Source organism: Ferruginibacter sp., from assembly GCF_028288465.1.
Lineage (GTDB): Bacteria > Bacteroidota > Bacteroidia > Chitinophagales > Chitinophagaceae > Ferruginibacter.
Map to the genome: position 1 here is coordinate 195,860 of NZ_JAQBNR010000011.1, position 20,953 is coordinate 216,812.

A 20,953-nucleotide genomic window follows, 5' to 3' on the forward strand; every position below is an offset into this window, starting at 1 on the left:
TTTATGGACTCATTTTGCCGCTTAATTTTTTTAATAATTAAACGTGGTTAAAATACCATAGGGAATTAATTCGTTGTTCACCAACCCAGGAAAACCAAAACTAATATTTGTAATTGGCTAAGTAGTAAATTGCAGCAATTTTATGCCTATGTTGAGTATATGTAAAAAAGAATTACACCAGTTTTTCAGCAGCCTTACAGGTTATATTTCTATTATCATGTTTTTAATGGTGAATGGCATTTTTTTATTTGTTTTGAAAGACAGCAATATTTTTGATTTTGGCTATGCTACGCTGGATAAATTTTTTGAGCTGGCTCCCTGGATTTTGATCTTTTTGGTACCGGCCCTTACCATGCGTTCGCTTGCAGAAGAATTTAAAACCGGCACTTTTGAAATTTTACAAACCAAACCCCTGTCACGCTGGCAAATAGTAGCAGGAAAATATGTAGCTGTTTTAGCGGTATTACTTTTTGTAATTGTGCCAACTTTTATTTATGTTTTTACAATAAAAAATTTAAGTGCTGTACAAACTGTTGACAGCGGAGGAATAACCGGCAGTTATATTGGCCTTTTTTTGTTGGCAGCTGTATTTGCGGCCATCAGCCTTTGCTGCAGCAGCTTTACCAATAATGCGGTGGTAGCTTTTTTGGTAAGTGCGTTTGCCTGTTTGCTGCTTTACTTTGGATTTAATGCGATTAGCAAATTGCCTATGTTTGTTGGCAGTGCCGATTACTATATTGAAATGGCAGGAATTGATTTTCATTACCGCAGTATAAGCCGCGGTTTACTGGATAGCAGGGATCTGCTGTATTTTTTAAGCCTTATTTTTTTATTTCTTTTAATTACTGTGCAAAACCTGCGTAAACGATAAGCCAATTCTTCATGAAATCAATTTTGCAAAAAATAGCCAATACAAAGGCATGGTTGCCCTTAACAATTTTGTTGCTCGTTTTTATAAATTGGCTAGGGTCAAAATTTCATACCAGAGTAGATTTTACCAACGAACAAAGATTTACGCTTTCAGCTTCTACACAGAAAGTATTGCGGAATTTGGATAGCACAGTTGATGTAACTGTGCTGCTGGCAGGCGACGTAAAATCTGAGTTTAAAAAGCTGTCGAACAGTACCCGTGAACTGTTGGAGAATTTTAAAAATTATGGCGGTAACAAAATTCAATACAAATTTGAAATACCGGGTGAAGGATTGGATGATTCCACAAAGGCTAATTTATTTGATTCTTTAGTTAATATGGGATTAAGGCCAACCAACCAGCAGGTACAGGTAAAGGAAGGCGAAGGCAAAACCCAGCGCCAGATATTTCCGGGAGCCATCATCCAGTATGGAGGCAGGTCAGTAGCAATAGATTTATTACAGGGCCAGGTACAAAAAAATGTTTTTAATTCGGATGATATTTTGGATAAGCAATCCCTCAACAGTGCAGAGGCTTTGCTGGAATATAAGTTTGCCAATGCAATACAGAAGTTAACTCAAAAAGACGTACCGGTGGTTGCGTATGCCTATGGCAATGGTGAGCCACCATTTGGATTTTTGCCGGTGAATGATGTTTTTCAAACACTGGGTAAAAATTTTATTGTAGATACGGTGGATGTAAGAACTCAGCCGTTTTTAAGTCCTGAATATGCAGCCATAGTAATTGTAAAACCTACAATAAAATTTACCGATGATGATAAATTTAAAATGGATCAGTATGTAATGAACGGGGGCAGACTATTATTTTTTATGGATGTGTTGTATGCCGAACGTGACAGTCTTCAAAATGGCGAACTGGTAGCTTATTCAAGAGACCTCAATCTGAATGATTTGTTATTTAAATATGGTGTAAGAATCAATACCGATTTACTGGCCGACAAACATGCAGACAAAATCCCGGTGGAAGTAGGTTCGGTAGGAGGAAAAAGTCAAAAGCAACTATTGACTTGGCCTTATGCTCCGTTACTACAGCCTGGTTCAGCACATGCCATAGTAAAAAACCAGGCAGACGTAGTAGGGCAATTTGCCAATTCTATTGATACAGTAGAAGCCGCAGGTATTACAAAAACGATTTTATTGTCATCTTCCGCCAATGCCTATACGTTACCTACGCCGGCAAGAATACAGCTGAATAGTTTACAAACAGTAGAAGATATTGCCAGGTTCAACCTTAAAAATATTCCGGTGGCTGTTTTATTGGAAGGAAAATTTACCAGCATGTTCGCAAATCATGCAAGCCAGTCACAATTGGATACTTTAAAAGAGTATCACATTAATTTTTTAAGACAAAGTAAAACAGCCGGTAAAGTAATAGTAGTGGCAGACGCGGATATTGTTTTGAACCAGGTATCTGATATAATTGGTCCGTTGCCTATGGGAACGAATAAATACACCAATATTCAATACGCCAATAAAGACTTCTTTTTAAATTCTACGGAATACCTTGCAGATAAAAACAATATTCTGGATGCCCGGGCTAAGGATTATACCCTTCGGCTACTGGACGTTAAAAAAACTACTGACCAGCGTTCACTTTGGCAACTGGTTAATATAGTGGCTCCAATATTGCTGGTATGCCTTTTTGGATTGGGGTATCAGTGGTGGCGAAAAAGAAAATATACTAAACAATAAACATGGGCAATACTGGCTTTTTATACCTTGTCTTTTCATTGATAATTGTAGTGGCATTAGTTTTTGATCTTGGATTGCTAAGTAAAAAAAACCAGGTTATTACCATCAAAACGGCCCTTGTACAAACCCTCTTCTGGGTGTTTTTGTCATTTGCTTTTTGTGTGTTTATCTGGTTTAGGGATGAAGGAGGCACCGGAAAACCAGATGCCATTTCTTTTCTTTCAGCTTATTTGCTGGAGTGGTCACTTTCAATAGATAATATCTTTGTTTTCATTATCATTTTTACTTTTTTTGGCGTAAAAGAAAAAAATTATTCGAGGGTTTTGCTAGCCGGTATTTTAATGGCCATCATATTCAGGATCATTTTTATTGCGGCAGGAAGTGAGCTGGTTGCAAGGTTCGATTGGATCATGTACGTGTTTGGCGTTTTTTTGGTTTACACAGGTGTAAAAATGTTTGGCAGTAATGAAGAAGAAGAGTTTGCACCGGATAAAAACTGGGCGTTTAAATTGCTCAAAAAAATAATGCGCACAACAGATGCAGAGCCGGATGGCAGATTTGTTATTGTAAAAAGCGGGCGTCTCTTTTTTACCAAACTGGCGATGGTGGTAGTTATGCTGGGATTGATTGATATTGTGTTCGCATTGGATTCTATCCCTGCTGTGTTTTCTGTTATACCCGATCCAGGCAAGAAAATGCTGATTTATTCATCGAATATTTTTGCCGTACTGGGTTTACGAAGTTTGTTTTTTTTATTGCGCGGGGCAGCCAATAAATTTAATTATTTACAGCAGGGTATTGCGGTAGTTTTGTTGTTTATAGGCATAAAAATGCTGATCGAAAAGTGGATTCATTTCCCTGTTTGGGTATCATTGCTCGTAATTGTTTTTTGTATAGGTTCATCCATTTTTTATTCGGTTTGGCATAAGCAAAAAAACGGTAGTGTGGAAACTCCGGAATAATTATTATTCATTCTTAATACAGTATTCATTGTATTCAATTTCAGAAATAGTACAAATAATTAAAGCCGATTGGGTGCAACAAAATGCCCCTGCAACCATCGATCATATTTTACTTGACAGCCGTAAATTATTATTTCCGGCATCTTCTTTATTTTTTACGCTTGGGGGACCAAGAAGAAATGGAATTATATTTATAGACGAATTGTATGAAAAAGGAGTTCGCAATTTTGTAACCGATCAGCAAATAAATCCTGATCACTTAAGTAAATATCCCGAAGCCAATTTTCTACAGGTAAGAGATGCGCTACAATCGTTGCAACAACTTGCTGCATTTCACCGCAAGCAATTTACTCTTCCTGTTATTGGCATTACCGGCAGCAACGGTAAAACTATTGTAAAAGAATGGTTATATCAATTGCTGCATAACAATTACAATATTGTAAGAAGCCCTAAAAGTTATAATTCCCAAATTGGTGTTCCGCTTAGTGTTTGGCAAATAAATGGAGCGCACGACCTTGGCATTTTTGAAGCAGGTATTTCTCATGCGGATGAGATGGAGCGGCTTGAGAAAATAATAACTCCGGGCATTGGTGTATTTACCAATATCGGTGACGCACACAGCGAAGGATTTTTAAACGTGCGGCAAAAAATAAATGAAAAACTAAAATTATTTCTGCACAGCGATGTGCTGATTTTTAATGCGGATGATCCGGACGTAAATAATGCCATTAATACATTTGCGGGTAACGTAAGAAGTCATGATAACTTTCAGCTTTTTTCGTGGAGCAAAAATGCCAAAGCTGCTTTACAGATTATCGACATCGAAAAAAGCAATGGGCTTACCACTATAAAAGCCATTGATTACAGGCATGATAAAAGTGGCAAAGCCGTTTCAATATCAATTCCTTTTACAGACGAAGCATCGGTTGAAAATGCTATTAACTGCTGGTGCGTATTGCTTTATTTAAGCACAGACGAACTACTTATTGCAGAAAAAATGCTTCAGCTGCGTTCTGTTGAAATGCGCCTGGAGTTAAAAAAAGGAATCAATAATTGTTCAGTAATCAATGACAGTTACAGCGCAGATATTAATTCGCTTACCATTGCATTGGATTTTTTAGTACAGCAACAGCAGCACTCGAATCGTACATTGATACTAAGTGATATTTTGCAATCGGGTAAAAGCGGCCGGGAATTGTACACCGCCGTTGCCGCTATTTTGGAGCAGAAAAAAATCAACCGGTTCATTGGTGTTGGTCCCGAAATTGTAAAGCAGCAGGCTGCATTTAAAAACATTCCACAGACAATTTTCTTTTCATCCACGGCTGAATTTAAGCAGCAATTTTATACGCTGCATTTTCACAATGAAACCATATTGCTAAAGGGTGCCAGGGTTTTTGAGTTTGAGCAGCTGAGCCATTTACTCGAAGAAAAAGTACACCAGACAGTGATGGAAATTAACCTGAATGCCATTACGCATAACCTGAAGCAATATCAGCAGGAATTGAAGCCCGGTGTAAAAGTGATGGCAATGGTAAAGGCTTTCAGCTACGGAAGCGGCAGTTTTGAAATTGCAAACTTACTGCAGTTTCATAAAGTAGATTACCTGGCAGTCGCCTACACAGACGAAGGAGTAGAACTTCGTAAAGCCGGGATAACATTACCTATCATGGTGATGAATGCAGAAGATGTAACGTACGATTTAATGGTACAATATAATCTTGAACCTGAACTTTTTTCATTTGCTATATTAACCGGATTTCAGCGGTATTTGCTGCAATCGGGCATTACAAATTACCCGGTGCATATCAAGTTGGATACGGGTATGCACCGTCTCGGGTTTGAAGCAAAAGACATAGAATCCTTATCTGCGTTTCTTAAGTCATCATCAACATTTAAAGTACAATCTGTTTTTTCTCACCTGGTGGGAAGTGATACAGAACAACTGGATGAATTTACACAAACGCAGGCCGACCTCTTTTTGCAAAGCTGCGATGCATTGCAAAAAATAACCGGTTACACTTTCTTACGTCATATTGGAAACACGGCTGCCATTCACCGGCATAAAAACTTACAGTTGGATATGGTTAGGCTTGGTATTGGTTTATATGGTATAGACAGTAGCCCGGCCATGCAGCAACAGTTAAAAAATGTAACTACTTTAAAAACTACCATATCCCAGATAAAAAATGTGAAGGCCGGGGAAACTGTTGGTTATAGCCGTAAGGGTACAGTCAAAAAAGATTCTGTGATTGCTACCGTTCGTATCGGCTATGCGGATGGCTACCCGAGAGCATTAAGTAATGGCAAAGGAAAAATGTGGCTAAACGGAAATTTGGTGCCTGTTATTGGCGTAGTGTGTATGGATATGACGATGCTTGACATTACAGGAATCCATGTTGCGGAAGGGGATGAAGTGATTATTTTTGGTGAACCTTTATCGGTACATGATGTTGCCAGCTGGTCGAAAACAATTCCGTATGAAATATTAACTGGTATTTCTCAACGGGTTAAACGGGTTTATTTTGAGGAATAAATACATTACAATTAATGGAAATTTCGCTAGGTAAAGTAAAGTTTGTACGGTGTTTCATCGCTTCCAAAACCGCATGATTTCTAAAAACTAAATGAAAAAGCTCAGCTAAACCTTACATCGCAAACTATTATCTTTGCCAACTATTATGAAATTAAGAAACACAGCACTGATCATTTTTTTAGTTGTACTGGCAGACCAGGCATTAAAGTTTTATATCAAAACTAATTTTTATTTAGGCCAATCCCACAATGTGTTAGGCAAATCATTTCAACTGTATTTTGTTGAAAATGAAGGCATGGCTTATGGATGGAAATTTGGCGGACAGGCAGGTAAAATGTTGCTTACGCTGTTTAGATTGGGGGCGGTCATTTTTGGTGTTTGGTATTTGATCAACATCACCAAAAAGAAATACAACCGCGGGTTTATTGTTTGTGCAGCACTGATATTTGCCGGCGCACTGGGTAACCTGATTGATAGCATGTTTTACGGAATGATATTCGAAGAAAGTAATGCCTACCATATTGCAACACTTTTTCCTAAACATAGCTATGCCGGCTTTTTACATGGTAAGGTGGTAGATATGCTGTACTTTCCTATTATCAGGGATACCCACTTTCCAAAATGGGTGCCTGTTTGGGGAGGAGAAGATTTTGAATTCTTTCGTCCGATATTTAATTTGGCAGATGCCTCTATCTCAACTGGGGTGATTGCTATACTGGTTTTTCAAAAACGCTTTTTTCAACACAATTCAGTTACTGAACCCGGCGATACTGTTGAAACCGGAGCCATCGTAAATGATGATGTGCAGATACAATAAAAATCTTTAAATTTTTTTTATTCAAATCACTATTCCATCTTAAGCATCCGTTTGGTAACGGAACTATTTTCATAATAAATTGTCACACTGTAAATTCCCGGCGTTAAAAACTCAAGATTGTTTAGCGTAAAATTGTTAAGGTCTTTTTTGCCATTTATCATCTGCTTATACACGCCCTGTCCCATCGCATCGGTAATATAGAATCTAACCACACCGGCTCTGGGCAGGTTATAATTAATACTGATAAAATCTGTAAATGGATTTTTAAATCCCAACACTTCAAAAGTGGATTGTTTGGGACTTACTACGACTGTTTCACTGTATTTAGACGAACCGTCACTTCTGCGGAGCCTTAAACGAAAATAGGTATCCGCTCTTATTACTTCATTGTCATTGGTATAATAAGAATTGAAAGTGGTTGAATTGCCGGCTGGCTTTTCAGTCGCTTTTTCAAAATGAACCCCATCCGCACTTTTCTCAATTTCGTACCTGGAAAGGTTTATTTCATTTGATACAACCCAGGTTAAAACTGTTTTAGACTCGTAGTTTAGTTTACCTGTAAAGGAAATTATATTGGATTCCAATACTGCCGGACAGGAAATTACTTTTACCATAATGTAATTCCCGTCGGTAAAAGAACAGTTGCTACTTGAAACATTGGCTGCGCTTGTACCCAACACAACCCTGAACAAATGGCCGCTATCCGAATGACTCACGGTGAAAGGTCCAAAGTTGGTAATGTATTGATACTTCCCATTTACCGGAGGTCCAATAGTCACGTTTCCAGAGCTGGTTGCCTGCGGAGGCGTACCCCATGTTACCCCGCCATCTGTGCTTCTCTGCCATTTGTAGTAAGAATATTTTGGGTTGTAAGAATATCTTACCGTGTCGGCAAAAGTTAATTGTGTACCCGTAGTGCAACCCAATGCAATTGGTTTGTAATTCATAGTAGAAGATGGACCGCAGGTGCCGAGTGCCAGGTCATCCAATACCCAGTCATTACCGCCACCACCGGAAGCATTATTGCGGATGGAAATTACAGCCGCCGTTTGCCCGGGTCCTGTTTTGAAAACAAAACCTTTTTTTACCCAGCCCAGACTGTCCAGTTCCCCGCTTGAATAAAGATCAATATCATTAATAGCAAATGTAAGATTGGGCCGTACACCGCCTGAGTAAGTGCTCACGCTATTCTGATCAATTCCGCAGCGTCTGCAAATATTTTTTACCCAGGCACTGAATTCATAATAAGTATCAGGACATAAACCTGATACAGTTTGCCTGTATGCTTCGCTTGTAACAACATCAGCATTTACCATCAGCATGTAACCACCCTTGCTGCCTGGCGCCGGTGCCGGATTACCTGTAGAATTATTGGTACCGGTATGGTCGCCCATAATATCCCAAAAACCGCCAAACATCCTGTTTACACAACTATCGGCTGTGGGAATTGGTAGTATAGCTGTACAGTTCGGCTGCATTCTCGCATTTGGATTGGTACTGCCGGTAGGGCTTGTATTATTTACGATGGCATAAGATCCATCGCCGATTGCAACGGACCGGCTTGCCGCTAGATAGCTGTAGTTAGGAATGATATAGGCTGGCCCGTAACTTCTGTTTTGTACATAGCCACTATCAAAAGTACCGGTAGCTTCAACAGCAAGGTTATTACCGAGGGCATTGCCGCATAAGGCGGTTGCAGTGGAGTCAATATAAATTTTGTAGGGTACAGCATTGATAGTTGTATCCGCGCCTGAAGATGTTTTTCTGTAAACAAGTTTTCCAACTCCCAAAGTAATCGTGTCTCCGGGATTGCCTGTTACTGTAACCCTGAATGCCGTTGTTAATAATGCTCCTCCAAACAATTTAGGTATATACCCACCAATCAATATATAACCTGACCCTGTATTGTCGGTTAATTTTCCGGGGTTAGAACCTGGATCACCTGCAGTTGTGCCTACGTTAATTCTTACCTGGTATTCTCCGGAGTTAGGATTTGCAGTATATGTTCCTGCATCATCTCCGGCATTGAGTGAATAATTTTGTACTGTAAGGCCTTCATTTGTTATAAGGCGTAAGGAATCGGCAGCCCCGGTATTCATGCTCGTCTTTAACGGAACACTGTCATAGTATCTTACATTCCATATTTTATAGGCATTACCATTAGGGACTTTATTACTTGCATTATAAGTTGGGCCTAAAAAATAATTGGTCCGTATTTCTAGAATATCTCCTTTCTGCACGGCACCACCCGTCGTTCGTTTCGTTACGTTAACATACCCGTTTCCATATCCCAGTAATGGATTGTGCTGTCCGTAGGTTGTCTGCAAAATGCACAACGATAACCCGGTAAAGAACAACGCAATATGTAATGGTGAGCAAAATTGTTTCATAATAGGTATCAGGGCTGGATATTATAACAAGGGTATTTTAAAATAATATTGCTGATTTTTTAAAATGATGAACCCAATGCTAACAGAAACGGAAATTTTTTAAAATTATTTCGTTTGTATATTGACAGGGGGAAAATACTTCTCTTTCCCGGCCTGCATTGTAGCACTTTTACTGCTTTTTTTGTAGGGGCAACACGTCAATCTTAGTAGAAGAAGTTTTATGATCACAATTTTTTAAAAAACAGTGAAATAACAAAAAAGGCACCTTCCCGGGTGCCTTTTGTATAACTGTTATAAGTGAAGTTTTATTTTATCTTTCCAACCATATTGGCAGGTATAACCCACTCATCAAATTCCTGCGGTGTAACATAGCCCAATTGTACTGCCATCTCTTTTAATGTTGTTCCTTCTTTATGTGCTTTCTGTGCAATTTCAGCGGCCTTGTAATAACCAATCTTTGTATTTAATGAAGTAACAAGCATCAGTGAATTATCCACGTGTTTTTTAATATTGGCTTCAATCGGCGCCAATCCTATAGCACACTTATCATTGAATGAAACACAGCCATCACCAATCAGCCGGGCACTATGTAAAAAATTATAGATCATGACCGGTTTAAAAACATTCAGCTCAAAATGGCCCATGCTTCCACCGATACCTATTGCAACATCGTTGCCCATTACCTGTGCAGCAATCATGGTAAGTGCTTCGCATTGCGTAGGATTTACTTTACCGGGCATGATTGAAGAGCCCGGCTCATTATCCGGAATAAAAATTTCGCCAATACCCGAACGTGGACCGGATGATAACATACGGATATCATTCGCAATTTTCATTAAACTCACGGCAACTGTTTTTAAAGCACCATGGGCTTCTACAATGGCATCGTGGGCAGCCAATGCTTCAAATTTATTTTCTGCAGTTATAAAAGGCAGGCCGGTTAATTGAGCAATGTGTTTGGCAACATTTTCGGAATAGCCTTCTGGTGTGTTGATACCTGTTCCTACAGCTGTACCGCCCAATGCAAGCTCACTTAAATGAGCCAATGTATTTTTAATTGCCTTTAAGCCATGGCTTAATTGTGATACATAACCGCTGAATTCCTGTCCCACAGTTAATGGGGTAGCATCCATAAAATGCGTACGCCCTATTTTAACCACCTGCATAAACTCCTTGCTTTTTGCAGCCAGTGTATCCCTTAATTTTTCAATGCCGGGAATGGTGGTTTCTATTAAAATTTTATAAGCCGCAATGTGCATGGCAGTTGGAAATGTATCATTGCTGGATTGTGATTTATTAACATCATCATTGGGATGCAAAAACTTTTCTTTGTCTTCCAGTTGTCCGCCATTGATTACATGCCCGCGGTAAGCCACTACTTCATTTACATTCATATTACTCTGGGTACCGCTGCCGGTTTGCCAAACTACCAGCGGGAAATAAGCGTCTAATTTTCCATCCAGAATTTCATCACATACCTGGCCAATCAAATCGCATTTTTCTTTGGATAAAACACCGGCATCAAAGTTGGTCAGCGCAGCAGCTTTTTTTAAGTAAGCAAATGCTTTGATAATTTCTTTGGGCATTCTGTTAATGTCCTGTGCAATTTTAAAATTATCAATGCTGCGTTGTGTTTGTGCGCCGTAGTAGGCTTCAACAGGCACTTTTACTTCACCCATTGTATCTTTTTCAATCCGGTATTCCATATAGTTATTTTTTAGAGTTTTTTATTCGCCGCAAAGTTAATTATTGCAGTACTAAATAATAAGCAATTATGATAATAATCATAGGCAGTTGGCAAGCGGGGTAACTGCTGTAATCATAGCAACAGCTGGCGGCATGCCTGCACAGGCTCATCGTATGAAGATTGGGAGTGCAATTATATGCAGGATGGAACTACTGAGCTTATTTACCGGTGAACAAAGCCTTTCGCTTTTCTAAAAATGCACTTGTTCCTTCCTTCATATCTTCCGTTGCAAAGCAGTTACCAAAGGCATTTATTTCGGTAGCATAGCCATTGGACGTTGAATCGTAAACAGCATTTGCCGCCTGTATACATGCTGCAATTGCGAGCGGTGCTTTTGTATTAACGAGCGTTAAAATTGCTTTGGCCTTAGGCAATAATTCGTCTGGAGAAACAACATAGTTTACCAACCCGTATTGCAGGGCTGTGGCGGCCTCAATCAAGCTGCCACTGATGAGTAATTCTATTGAACGGCCCTTCCCTATCAATTGTGTTAAACGTTGCGTACCGCCATAACCAGGTATTAAACCAAGGTTTACTTCCGGCTGACCAAATTTAGCGTTGTCGCTGGCAACCCGGAAATGACAAGCCATTGCCAGCTCACATCCTCCACCCAAAGCAAAGCCGTTCACAGCAGCTATTATAGGCTTGGAACTCCTCTCTATTTTAAAAAAAATATCCTGCCCTTTTGTTGCGAGCGCCATGGCCCCTGCTTTATCAAGGCCATTGAATTCTGTTATATCTGCCCCGGCAACAAAAGCTTTATTGCCTGCGCCGGTAATGATTGCTGATTTGACTGATGGGTTGTTTTGTATTTCATCTATCACATTGTCAAGATCAGCAAACACATCTTTATTTAACGCGTTTAATTTATCAGGCCTGTTGATAGTGATGGTAAAAATACCGTTTTCCAAAGACGTAAGTAAAGTTGAATGATTCATGTTATTTTATATTATCGTTTGCAGATGAAAGCAATAGAAATTAACAAGGGAAAGTGGAAGGAGGTAATTTTATAATCCACCTGATACTAAAAATTTCTGTTCAATTTTACCCAATCCTTAATGTACGATGCTATCTCACTGGTGGTGGCGCCTGGTGCAAATAATTTGCCTACACCAAGTTTATTCAAAGATTCCATATCCTCATCCGGTATAATGCCACCGCCTGTAAGTAACACATCATCCATTTTTTTTTCCTTCATCAAGGCAATCACTTTTGGAAAAACAGTGTTGTGTGCACCGCTGAGAATACTGATGCCAATTGCGTCCACATCTTCCTGTAATGCAGCATTCACTACCATTTCAGGGGTTTGCCGCAAGCCGGTATAGATAACTTCCATGCCGGCATCCCTCAATGCTGTGGCAATTATTTTGGCGCCCCTGTCGTGGCCATCCAGTCCAACTTTAGCTACCAGCACCCGTATTGGTCTTGTCATGTGTGAAGCATTTGATGAATCAATTATTGAAGCAATGCTAATGTATATTCAATTCTTTTTATTGTGCTCTCTTTACCAATTGCTGAAGCTATCTCAAAAACACCCGGACCAAATTTTCCACCCACCAGCATAATGCGTAAGGGCAACATCAGCTCGCCTGTTTTTAGCTGGTTCGCTGCGGCCAGTTCTTTAAAACTTATCTCCAGTTCAGCCGAATTCCACAATGTGCTTAATTGCCATGATTTTATTAATTCTACAAAAAACATGTTTTTCTTTTCATCCCATTTTGGCTGTATAGATGTTGTGTCAACGGTAGCCGGTGCCTGAAAAAAGAAAATGCCCTGTGTAAAAAAATCAGGTAATAAAGTACAACGCTCTTTTACGAGCTCCATTACCTTTTTTAAATAAGCATCATCCGCTATCGATATGCCTTTTGATTCAAATATATTTTTTACCCTTTCAGCATAATGGCTCACATCCAGTTTCTTTATCCACTCATGATTAAACCATTTCGCTTTTTCAAAATCGAATTTGGCGCCACCCTTATGTACTTTTTCAATATTAAATTTTGTTATCAGCTCCTCCATAGAAAAAATCTCCTGCTCTGTTCCATCATTCCAACCTAAGACTGCCAACAGGTTAATAAATGCTTCAGGCAAAAAGCCAATTTCTTTAAAACCTTTGGTTATTTCTTTTGTCACAGGATCTGCCCAGTCCATCGCATAAACAGGAAATCCAAGGCGGTCGCCATCTCTTTTACTAAGCTTGCCATTACCATCCGGTTTCAATATTAATGGTAGATGCGCCCATTGTGGCATATTCTCCAGGCCAAACAGATATTGCCATAACAGAATGTGCACAGGTGCACTTGGTAACCATTCTTCACCACGGAAAGCGTGTGTTATTTTCATTAAAAAATCATCCACCACTACCGCCAGATGATAAGTCGGCATGCCATCTGCTTTCAGCAATACCTTATCATCTACTGCGTTGGTGTCAAAGGAAATTTCTCCCCTTATCATATCGGTAAAGGGAACAAATTCATCCGGATTTATTTTAATGCGCACCACGTAAGGGGTTCCGGCATCGAGTAGTTGTTGGGTTTCTTCCGGTAAAAGTCGCAGAGAATTGTTCATATTCATGCGCACATGATGATCATATTGCAAACTGCTGCTGCCCTTTGTTTTCAACAGGTCACGCATGCGTTCCAATTCGGCCGGGGTATCAAAAGCATAATAAGCACGGCCATCTTTTATCAGCTGTTCGGCATACTGGCGGTATATTTCTTTTCGTTCGCTCTGGCGGTACGGCACATAGGGACCGCCATGCAATACACTTTCGTCCGGGTTTAAACCACACCATTGCAGGCATTCAAAAATATAAGCTTCTGCGCCTTTAACAAATCTGTTTTGATCGGTGTCTTCAATTCTTACTATAAAATCACCATCGTGCTGCCTGGCAAATAAATAATTAAATAATACGGTACGCACGCCTCCCAAATGTAATCCCCCGGTCGGGCTGGGAGCAAATCTAACTCTTACTTTTTTTGACATATTGCAAAGATAGGAAGACGGCAAATAGTGTTTTGTTTCAATTTGTCAATATTGCCGAGGCAAGACAACAACTTTTGTATAAAGAAGGGACACCCAAAACCAGTCTGTAAGCAACGGTTGCCGTGTGCAGTCTTTACAAACCGCCGGTAATTTTTCGCAGATTATTAACGAGCAGTTAAACTTCTTTACAAAATATTCATCTATAAAATATCGTTCATTAAAAAACCAAAAAAAATCATGCAAGTAAAAATCCGTTCAATCGCTGCTATTAGTTTAATAACGGCCATTTCATTTGTAAGCTGTAAAAAAACAGATACAACTACTACGACAACCGACCCCACTACAGAGTTAACTGCACAAACCGACGATCAGTCGAATGTTTCCTCTACTTCCGACGCTATTGAAAATGATGTTAACGCGTACCTGGATAATAACGCATCTTTTAACGGCAGAATGGAAGGCGTACAGGGAATGCCATGCAACGCAACTGCAGTAGCCGATTCTGCCAATGGGATCAGAAGAATTACAATTACCTATAACGGCACCAACTGTTCGGGCAAGCGCACGCTAACCGGTGTAGTAGTTATGTCAATGCCAATAGGAACACATTGGAAAGATGCAGGGGCTGTATTAACGGTTAATACACAAAACTTAAAAGTTACCAGGGTAGCTGACGGTAAAAGTATTGTTATCAATGGTCTAAAAACTATCACTAATGTAAGTGGCGGAAAGCTTAGCCAACTGTCATCAGGATCAATTACCCACACCATTTCCGGTACCGATTCAGTTACTTTTGACAATGGCAAGCAAAGGATCTGGCAAATGGCCAAACAAAGAGTTTTCACTTACAATAATGGTTCCGTAATCACTACAACCGGTACACACACAGAAGCGGGCGTAAACGGCATAGCAGAGTGGGGTACCAATCGCTTTGGCAATGCCTTTGTAACTGCTATCAGTCAGCCGCTGGTGATCAGGCAGGATTGTGATTTCAGATTGGTAAGCGGTACCGTTGTACACAGCAAATTGGTAGCCGATGTAACGGTAACTTTCGGACTGGATGCAACAGGCACACCTGTTACATGCCCCAATGGAAGTTTTTATTTTAAGGCTGTATGGCAGGGTGTAAATGGAGTAACTAAAACAATTATTTTACCTTACTGATTATAGATAAATATTGTATAAAGAGGTTGTCTGATTTAAAGAGGCAACCTCTTTTTTATTTGCAGAAATCTTATCAAAAAAATCGTATCATACATAGAAGCAATTTTTTATCAATGGATTTAGTTTACTCCAATTTTGAAAATAATTTCAATAAAAATTATTAAACATTCCCGGTTATCCTAATAGTAATAGCTTTGTAATGGCAGTTTATCGCTTGACAAGTGTCAAGGTTCTTAGTAAGCCTTCGCATAAAAATAGTGTATGTTTTATTTTGTTAAAACGCCGGTATGGCTAAAAAAAATTTACTCCGGTTGCACCTGGCAAATGAATACTGTGGAAAAAAAAATATACCTCAGTTTTGATGACGGTCCGCATCCGGTTGCAACGAAATTTGTACTGCAGGTACTGGAAAAATACAATGCCAGGGCAACCTTTTTTTGCATCGGCAAAAATGTAGCAGCATATCCGGAAGTGTATCAGCAAATATTGGCTGGAGGTCATGCTGTCGGGAATCATACATTCAATCATTTGAATGGCTGGAAAACACCGGTTGGAATGTACATTGAAAATATTGAGCAGGCACAGCAATTAATCAAGACCAATCTTTTTCGGCCACCTTATGGAAAAATCAGTTTCAAACAATTAAAAGCATTGTCAGTAAAACAACCCACATTAAAAGTAATTATGTGGAGTGTTTTAAGTGCAGATTTTGACAGAAAAATAACGCCGGAAAAATGCTGTAGAAATGTGCTCGAAAATACCGGGAATGGTTCTATTGTAGTGTTTCACGACAGTGAAAAAGCATTTGAAAATTTACAATTTGCGCTCCCAAAAATGGTGCAGCATTTTTCACGTCTTGGTTATAACTTTGAGAAAATAGATTGCGTAAATTAATGGGCAAATTATTTGATTTTGTTCGATTCTCTATACATCAAAAAAAGTGGGCCGGGGTAGAAACCCTGGCCCGTTTTTAATCCGTACCCTATGAAAACTGGCCGAAAGGTACTAAGTAGTTTCTGAATTAACAATATTATTTTAACAATATTTTGTCATTTATAACCGGGGTTTTACGCAGTTTGTATTTTTAATACATTTTGATAACTAACACATTATTTTGCACCTATGAAATTAATAGATACCCACTGCCATTTATACTCCGAAGAATTTGTTGGTGATATTGACAGGACTATAGACGTTGCAATTTCAGCGGGAGTGGAAAAATTTTATCTTCCTGCGATAGATAGCAATTCAATTGAGGCTATGTTTGGTCTGGAAGAAAAATATCCGGGCAGATGTGTTGCCATGATGGGGTTGCATCCCTGTTATGTGAAGGAAAATTACAAGACGGAACTGGAAATTGTTCAGCAATGGCTTGGCAAAAGAAAGTTTGCAGCAGTAGGCGAAATCGGACTGGATTTTTATTGGGATAAAAGCTTTGTCACAGAGCAGTATGAAGCCTTCAGAATACAAATGGATTGGGCCATCCTCCATAACTTGCCCATAGTCATCCATACCAGGAATGCGATGCAGGAAACAATTAACCTGGTAAAAGAATATGTACCCAAAGGAATACGTGGCATTTTTCACTGCTTCAGCGGGAGTTACGAAAGCGCCCGCGAAATCATCAAGGCTGGTTTTTATTTGGGTATTGGCGGGGTAGTTACTTATAAGAACGCCGGTGTAGCAGAAGTGTTGGAAAAGATAGATTTGGCACACCTGGTATTGGAAACAGACGCACCTTATTTAACACCCGTACCATTCAGAGGGAAAAGAAATGAAAGCAGCTACTTAAAATACATTGTGTCGAAAATTGCAGCCATAAAAAACTGCACAGAAGAAGAAGTAGCCGCTGTTACAACCGCCAATGCTGAAAAAATATTCGGCTTATAAATACCGATGCTGTATTTTTGCCGTCCTGAAAAAAAGGAGAGTTGTCCGAGTGGTTGAAGGAGCACGCCTGGAAAGTGTGTATATGGGAAACTGTATCAAGAGTTCGAATCTCTTACTCTCCGCATAAAAATACCTGCTTAAGCGGGTAAATTTTTTTGATTAAACGTCCTTTTTTAAAGAAGGACGTTTTTTTATTGCAGTAGGAGGTTCCCGAACCTGTTAATACGAATGATCTGTAAAAATGAAGATGTATTCCTGTAGCAACTGTTGTGTAAGCGGTATGTAAATTCTTCTCCCTCAATTTCACTTTTACCCGAATGCTTTCTTTGGCTTTAATTCTATAAGGCAGCATTATTTTACCAATAAAGAATAGAAAAAATTCGATGGCTTATGTAAATATATGCCTATAAGGAGCATGGCGATCTGCCTACAAAATTTTCCTGATGGGTTGTATACTTTTATGTTATTAAATCCGGCCCAAATGTGTACGCAGGTGGGTCCAATTTATTAATCAAAATATCCTAACAAAATCCACAAATCCAAACTAGTATTATGCAAACCTATCTACAAAAGAGTCTTCTTTGCCCAGGAGATAAATTATCAGGCTGTGAAACGTCAGCAACATTCTTTAAAAATAAAATTAACAGGCTACATTTCAAACATCGGCTATTTGAATTTAAATTACCAGTGATTGTATCATTTATTTTATTTTTAAGCTTTTCATTTCATGGACATGCCCAAACTAAAAGCTGGACAGGATTGGCCAAAAGCACTGATTGGAATACGCCCGGAAACTGGAGCGGGAGCACTGTCCCAACTTCAACTTCCGATCTTGTTATTAATATTCCAACTACTACACCTAAATATTATCCTTCTGTTCCTAATGGTGGCGCAATATGCAGGTCATTAACAAGTATGGCTAATGGAACTTCGATTAATGGCAGTGGAATATTGACAATTAGCGGGACATCTTCGACGGCATTGGCTACTGGCTTTGCAACAATATCATGTCCAATCATAATTTCTTCGAATACCACTTTTTCTCCTAGCAATGGTGCAACGTTAACCATCAATGGATCTGTAAGTGGAACAGGGGGGTTCTATAAATCTGGATCTGGAATATTAAGATTAGAACCCACTTCATCCGCAACATTAAGCACTATGACAATATTAGATGGCTATTCCTATCTTGGCGGAAATATTACAGTAAATGGAATACTTGATCTTACAAGTGGAACTTTAAATATAAGTTCAGGAACCCTAAATGCAATTGGCGGCATTACCCGAACAGCGGGCTTCCTTGCCGGCGATGGCACAGGAAACCTCACCTTGGGTGGCACAACTTCTGAACCATTATACTTCGAAACTGGACAGGAGATACTTAATACGCTGACGCTTAATCATTCGGCACCAGCTACCACAACGCTTTTTACTGATCTTGTAATTTACGGTAATGTCAATTTCGCCAGCGCCAATGACAACTTTAATGTTAATGGTCAGCATCTAACGCTAAAAAGCAGTGGTAGTGGCACAGCTTACGTTGGCGAAATTAAGGGGTCTTTGACTAATGCAAGCAATGTAACAGTTGAGCGTTACATTGATAGCAGTTTAACCAGTACAGGTAGAAGAGCCTGGAGATTATTATCAATTCCCGTAACAGGTCAAACTATTCGAAATGCATGGGCGGGTGCTGCAGCCAATCCAAGCGCACCCAACGGGGAAACAAATTACAACATCGGCACCCTAATAACAGGGCATGGCTATTCTGATGGCACTCTGGCAGCCGCAGCTGGTTATGATTGGTTTACCGGATTAGGTGCTAATACAACCTCTTCAATTCGTTATTATGATGCTGCACACGCCTGGGCGAGCGCTACTAATACTCCAAGTACACTAAGTGTACCAGACAAGCAAGGATATATGCTTTATGTTCGTGGTGACCGGTCGGTGGCGACCGCCACTGATTACGGATACACTGTATTGCAGCCAACTGGAACGCTTAAACAGGGAACCCAAACCATACCCGTAAATGATGCTTACACAGTAGTAGGCAATCCATATGCATCTCCTATCAATTTAAACGCTGTGTACCTCAACGGTAGCAACGGCGCTGTAATAAAACGCAATTTTTGGATTTGGGATGCTACCCAGGGAACCAGTGGCGCCTATCGTTCGCTAACCTGGAATGGTATCGACTCCTATAACATGACAGGAGGTTCAGGCAGTGCAGCCGACTACCTGACGGTTAACTCCGGCCAGGCATTTTTTGTAGAAAAGAGCAGCACAGGTAATATTACCATTCAGGAAAGCAATAAAACTACCACAACTGCGCCTACCGTATTTCGCCCAATGGGATCTACCGTTAGTAACCTCTCTATAAAATTATACCAGGCCACCGGCGCAACACTGGGTTTGTTGTGTGATGGCGCATTGGCTCGTTATAATGACCTTTACAACGTGTCGCCTTGGGAAACTTATGATGCTGCTAAAATGAATAATTTTAATGAAAATCTTAGTCTTGTGAGAGAAGGCCGTTATCTAAGTGTGGAGAGTCGCCCTTATCCAAAACAAAACGATACGCTTTTTGTACCGTTCTGGGGTTTGAAAGTGAGAGATTATGCGCTTACCATTACCAGTAATAATTTAGATGGCTTAAACCAGACTGCTATCCTATATGATGCCTTTACCAATGTTACCAAACAGGTAGATATGACAAGTGCTACTGTTATTTATCCTTTCAGTGTTACGAGTGATCCTGCAAGCAGCAGTTTGAATCGATTCAAAGTTATAATGGCACCTGCTGCATTTGGTGTATTGCCGGTTAAGTTTACTAAAATAGCCGCCCAATTGTATGATAAAAAAATACAAGTTGCCTGGCTTACTGCCAATGAACTTGGCGTTACAAACTATGATGTGGAAAAAAGCGCGGATGGCCTGCACTTCAGTAAAATAAGTACACTTAAAGCTAACAATGCATCTGTTGGCGGCAGTTACCAGGTAACGGATGAGCAGCCATTTACGGGCAATAATTTTTACCGGATTCGCAGTAATGACGAAAGCGGAAAAACCGATTACAGCAGCACCGCCTTAGTTCAGTTTAACAGTAAACATGTTATCCATATTATGCCCAGCATAATTACCAACCAGCAATTTACTATCTCATTAAAAGGTCAGCCTGCGGGCAACTATAACCTTAGCCTTACCAACTTATCAGGGCAACAGGTATACAAAAAGACTATTTATAACACAAATGGAGATGACCACCTGATAGCGTTTCAAAAGGGTGCAGTGAGTACGGGCGTATATAATTTATCCGTGGCAGGAGCAGATGGTAGTATTCAAAACTTCAGGCTACTCATAAAAAATTAAGCTGACACCGTTTTTAAGTAAGAAATGAAAAAGAATTATTAACGCTTACAACAATTTTAATTGAGGCAGCCCAATCAGTTGCTCAACCGGCAGGCACTTCCGAAGTTCATAATCCAGACGCAGAAGTTCCTTTAACAGGAATGGAGATTAGTGATACTTTAAGTTGATAGTATACAAAACTGTTAATTATGCCCGGGCGGTTTTAGCCACAACAAAACAGTATAACTCTCTCAGTAAAATATCAGACAAAGTTAACATCACAAAGGTTTTGCAGCAATGCAAAGCCTTTTGTGATTTAGACAATAATCACAGCGATCCTTCGCATTCAGTATGTTACAGCTGACTAATCCTATCTATATAAATGCAATATTTACCCTTTATTCCATTCTGTAGAGTCATCTCCATTTTTCGGAAAATAAAAAGTGATTTTGCCAGGCTGGAAATTTATTTTCAATAATTTTTAATTACAAA

The 20,953-nt window shown here is 39.6% G+C and carries 15 protein-coding genes and 1 tRNA gene; 10 read left to right on the forward strand and 6 right to left on the reverse strand.

The genetic code is table 11. The features are described from left to right. Window positions 1-148 precede the first annotated feature (148 nt). From gldF to JWR61_RS04755, 5 genes are all read left to right on the forward strand, one after another. Entirely contained in the window at window positions 149-871 is a 723-nt protein-coding gene (gene gldF, locus JWR61_RS04735) for a gliding motility-associated ABC transporter permease subunit GldF (RefSeq protein WP_301926692.1), read from the forward strand. A gap of 11 nt (window positions 872-882) precedes the next feature. After that, window positions 883-2,622, forward strand: coding sequence for a gliding motility-associated ABC transporter substrate-binding protein GldG (gene gldG, locus JWR61_RS04740; protein WP_301926693.1), 1,740 nt, complete (start codon window positions 883-885; stop codon window positions 2,620-2,622). A 2-nt stretch (window positions 2,623-2,624) separates the two neighbouring features. Next, complete coding sequence (locus tag JWR61_RS04745; RefSeq protein ID WP_301926694.1) at window positions 2,625-3,584, forward strand: TerC/Alx family metal homeostasis membrane protein; 960 nt, start codon at window positions 2,625-2,627, stop codon at window positions 3,582-3,584. 28 nt (window positions 3,585-3,612) lie between these two features. Next, window positions 3,613-6,120: a bifunctional UDP-N-acetylmuramoyl-tripeptide:D-alanyl-D-alanine ligase/alanine racemase gene (locus JWR61_RS04750; RefSeq protein WP_301926695.1), complete on the forward strand. Its 2,508-nt coding sequence runs from the start codon at window positions 3,613-3,615 to the stop codon at window positions 6,118-6,120. 145 nt (window positions 6,121-6,265) lie between these two features. Next, window positions 6,266-6,937: a lipoprotein signal peptidase gene (locus JWR61_RS04755; protein WP_301926696.1), complete on the forward strand. Its 672-nt coding sequence runs from the start codon at window positions 6,266-6,268 to the stop codon at window positions 6,935-6,937. 29 nt (window positions 6,938-6,966) lie between these two features. Here JWR61_RS04755 and JWR61_RS04760 read toward each other — a convergent pair whose 3' ends face one another. The 5 genes from JWR61_RS04760 to gltX form a co-directional block, all read right to left on the reverse strand. After that, entirely contained in the window at window positions 6,967-9,327 is a 2,361-nt protein-coding gene (locus tag JWR61_RS04760) for a T9SS type A sorting domain-containing protein (protein WP_301926697.1), read from the reverse strand. A gap of 305 nt (window positions 9,328-9,632) precedes the next feature. Beyond that, on the reverse strand, window positions 9,633-11,033 hold the full coding sequence (fumC, locus tag JWR61_RS04765) for a class II fumarate hydratase (RefSeq protein ID WP_301926698.1): 1,401 nt from the start codon (window positions 11,031-11,033) through the stop codon (window positions 9,633-9,635). Between the two features lie 199 nt (window positions 11,034-11,232). After that, window positions 11,233-12,012 carry an enoyl-CoA hydratase/isomerase family protein gene (locus JWR61_RS04770; protein WP_301926699.1) on the reverse strand — a complete coding sequence of 260 codons (780 nt, stop codon included), beginning with the start codon at window positions 12,010-12,012 and terminating at the stop codon, window positions 11,233-11,235. 86 nt (window positions 12,013-12,098) lie between these two features. Then, window positions 12,099-12,506: a cobalamin B12-binding domain-containing protein gene (locus tag JWR61_RS04775; RefSeq protein ID WP_301926700.1), complete on the reverse strand. Its 408-nt coding sequence runs from the start codon at window positions 12,504-12,506 to the stop codon at window positions 12,099-12,101. Window positions 12,507-12,529: 23 nt separating this feature from the next. Further along, complete coding sequence (gene gltX, locus JWR61_RS04780) at window positions 12,530-14,059, reverse strand: glutamate--tRNA ligase (protein WP_301926701.1); 1,530 nt, start codon at window positions 14,057-14,059, stop codon at window positions 12,530-12,532. 237 nt (window positions 14,060-14,296) lie between these two features. On the opposite strand from gltX, the gene JWR61_RS04785 reads away from it, so the two are divergent. From JWR61_RS04785 to JWR61_RS04800, 4 genes are all read left to right on the forward strand, one after another. After that, window positions 14,297-15,223, forward strand: coding sequence for a hypothetical protein (locus JWR61_RS04785; protein WP_301926702.1), 927 nt, complete (start codon window positions 14,297-14,299; stop codon window positions 15,221-15,223). 261 nt (window positions 15,224-15,484) lie between these two features. After that, window positions 15,485-16,117: a polysaccharide deacetylase family protein gene (locus tag JWR61_RS04790; RefSeq protein ID WP_301926703.1), complete on the forward strand. Its 633-nt coding sequence runs from the start codon at window positions 15,485-15,487 to the stop codon at window positions 16,115-16,117. Window positions 16,118-16,345: 228 nt separating this feature from the next. Next, complete coding sequence (locus JWR61_RS04795) at window positions 16,346-17,113, forward strand: TatD family hydrolase (RefSeq protein WP_301926704.1); 768 nt, start codon at window positions 16,346-16,348, stop codon at window positions 17,111-17,113. 35 nt (window positions 17,114-17,148) lie between these two features. Further along, a tRNA-Ser gene (locus JWR61_RS04800) sits at window positions 17,149-17,235 on the forward strand. A 744-nt stretch (window positions 17,236-17,979) separates the two neighbouring features. Here the strand turns inward: JWR61_RS04800 and JWR61_RS04805 are convergent. Continuing rightward, window positions 17,980-18,183: a hypothetical protein gene (locus JWR61_RS04805; protein WP_301926705.1), complete on the reverse strand. Its 204-nt coding sequence runs from the start codon at window positions 18,181-18,183 to the stop codon at window positions 17,980-17,982. A gap of 91 nt (window positions 18,184-18,274) precedes the next feature. On the opposite strand from JWR61_RS04805, the gene JWR61_RS04810 reads away from it, so the two are divergent. After that, a complete protein-coding gene (locus tag JWR61_RS04810) occupies window positions 18,275-20,482 on the forward strand; it encodes a hypothetical protein (RefSeq protein WP_301926706.1) in 2,208 nt (735 codons plus the stop codon). Window positions 20,483-20,953: the final 471 nt, after the last annotated feature.

What these genes read in the sequence shown, in the direction of transcription:
- gldF (WP_301926692.1), top strand. Translation starts at nt 149, where the DNA reads ATGTTGAGTATATGTAAAAAAGAATTACACCAGTTTTTCAGCAGCCTT.
- gldG (WP_301926693.1), top strand. Translation starts at nt 883, where the DNA reads ATGAAATCAATTTTGCAAAAAATAGCCAATACAAAGGCATGGTTGCCC.
- JWR61_RS04745 (WP_301926694.1), top strand. Translation starts at nt 2,625, where the DNA reads ATGGGCAATACTGGCTTTTTATACCTTGTCTTTTCATTGATAATTGTA.
- JWR61_RS04755 (WP_301926696.1), top strand. Translation starts at nt 6,266, where the DNA reads ATGAAATTAAGAAACACAGCACTGATCATTTTTTTAGTTGTACTGGCA.
- JWR61_RS04760 (WP_301926697.1), bottom strand. Translation starts at nt 9,327, where the DNA reads ATGAAACAATTTTGCTCACCATTACATATTGCGTTGTTCTTTACCGGG.
- fumC (WP_301926698.1), bottom strand. Translation starts at nt 11,033, where the DNA reads ATGGAATACCGGATTGAAAAAGATACAATGGGTGAAGTAAAAGTGCCT.
- JWR61_RS04770 (WP_301926699.1), bottom strand. Translation starts at nt 12,012, where the DNA reads ATGAATCATTCAACTTTACTTACGTCTTTGGAAAACGGTATTTTTACC.
- JWR61_RS04775 (WP_301926700.1), bottom strand. Translation starts at nt 12,506, where the DNA reads ATGACAAGACCAATACGGGTGCTGGTAGCTAAAGTTGGACTGGATGGC.
- gltX (WP_301926701.1), bottom strand. Translation starts at nt 14,059, where the DNA reads ATGTCAAAAAAAGTAAGAGTTAGATTTGCTCCCAGCCCGACCGGGGGA.
- JWR61_RS04785 (WP_301926702.1), top strand. Translation starts at nt 14,297, where the DNA reads ATGCAAGTAAAAATCCGTTCAATCGCTGCTATTAGTTTAATAACGGCC.
- JWR61_RS04790 (WP_301926703.1), top strand. Translation starts at nt 15,485, where the DNA reads ATGTTTTATTTTGTTAAAACGCCGGTATGGCTAAAAAAAATTTACTCC.
- JWR61_RS04795 (WP_301926704.1), top strand. Translation starts at nt 16,346, where the DNA reads ATGAAATTAATAGATACCCACTGCCATTTATACTCCGAAGAATTTGTT.
- JWR61_RS04805 (WP_301926705.1), bottom strand. Translation starts at nt 18,183, where the DNA reads ATGGTTAACGTTGCACCATTGCTAGGAGAAAAAGTGGTATTCGAAGAA.
- JWR61_RS04810 (WP_301926706.1), top strand. Translation starts at nt 18,275, where the DNA reads ATGACAATATTAGATGGCTATTCCTATCTTGGCGGAAATATTACAGTA.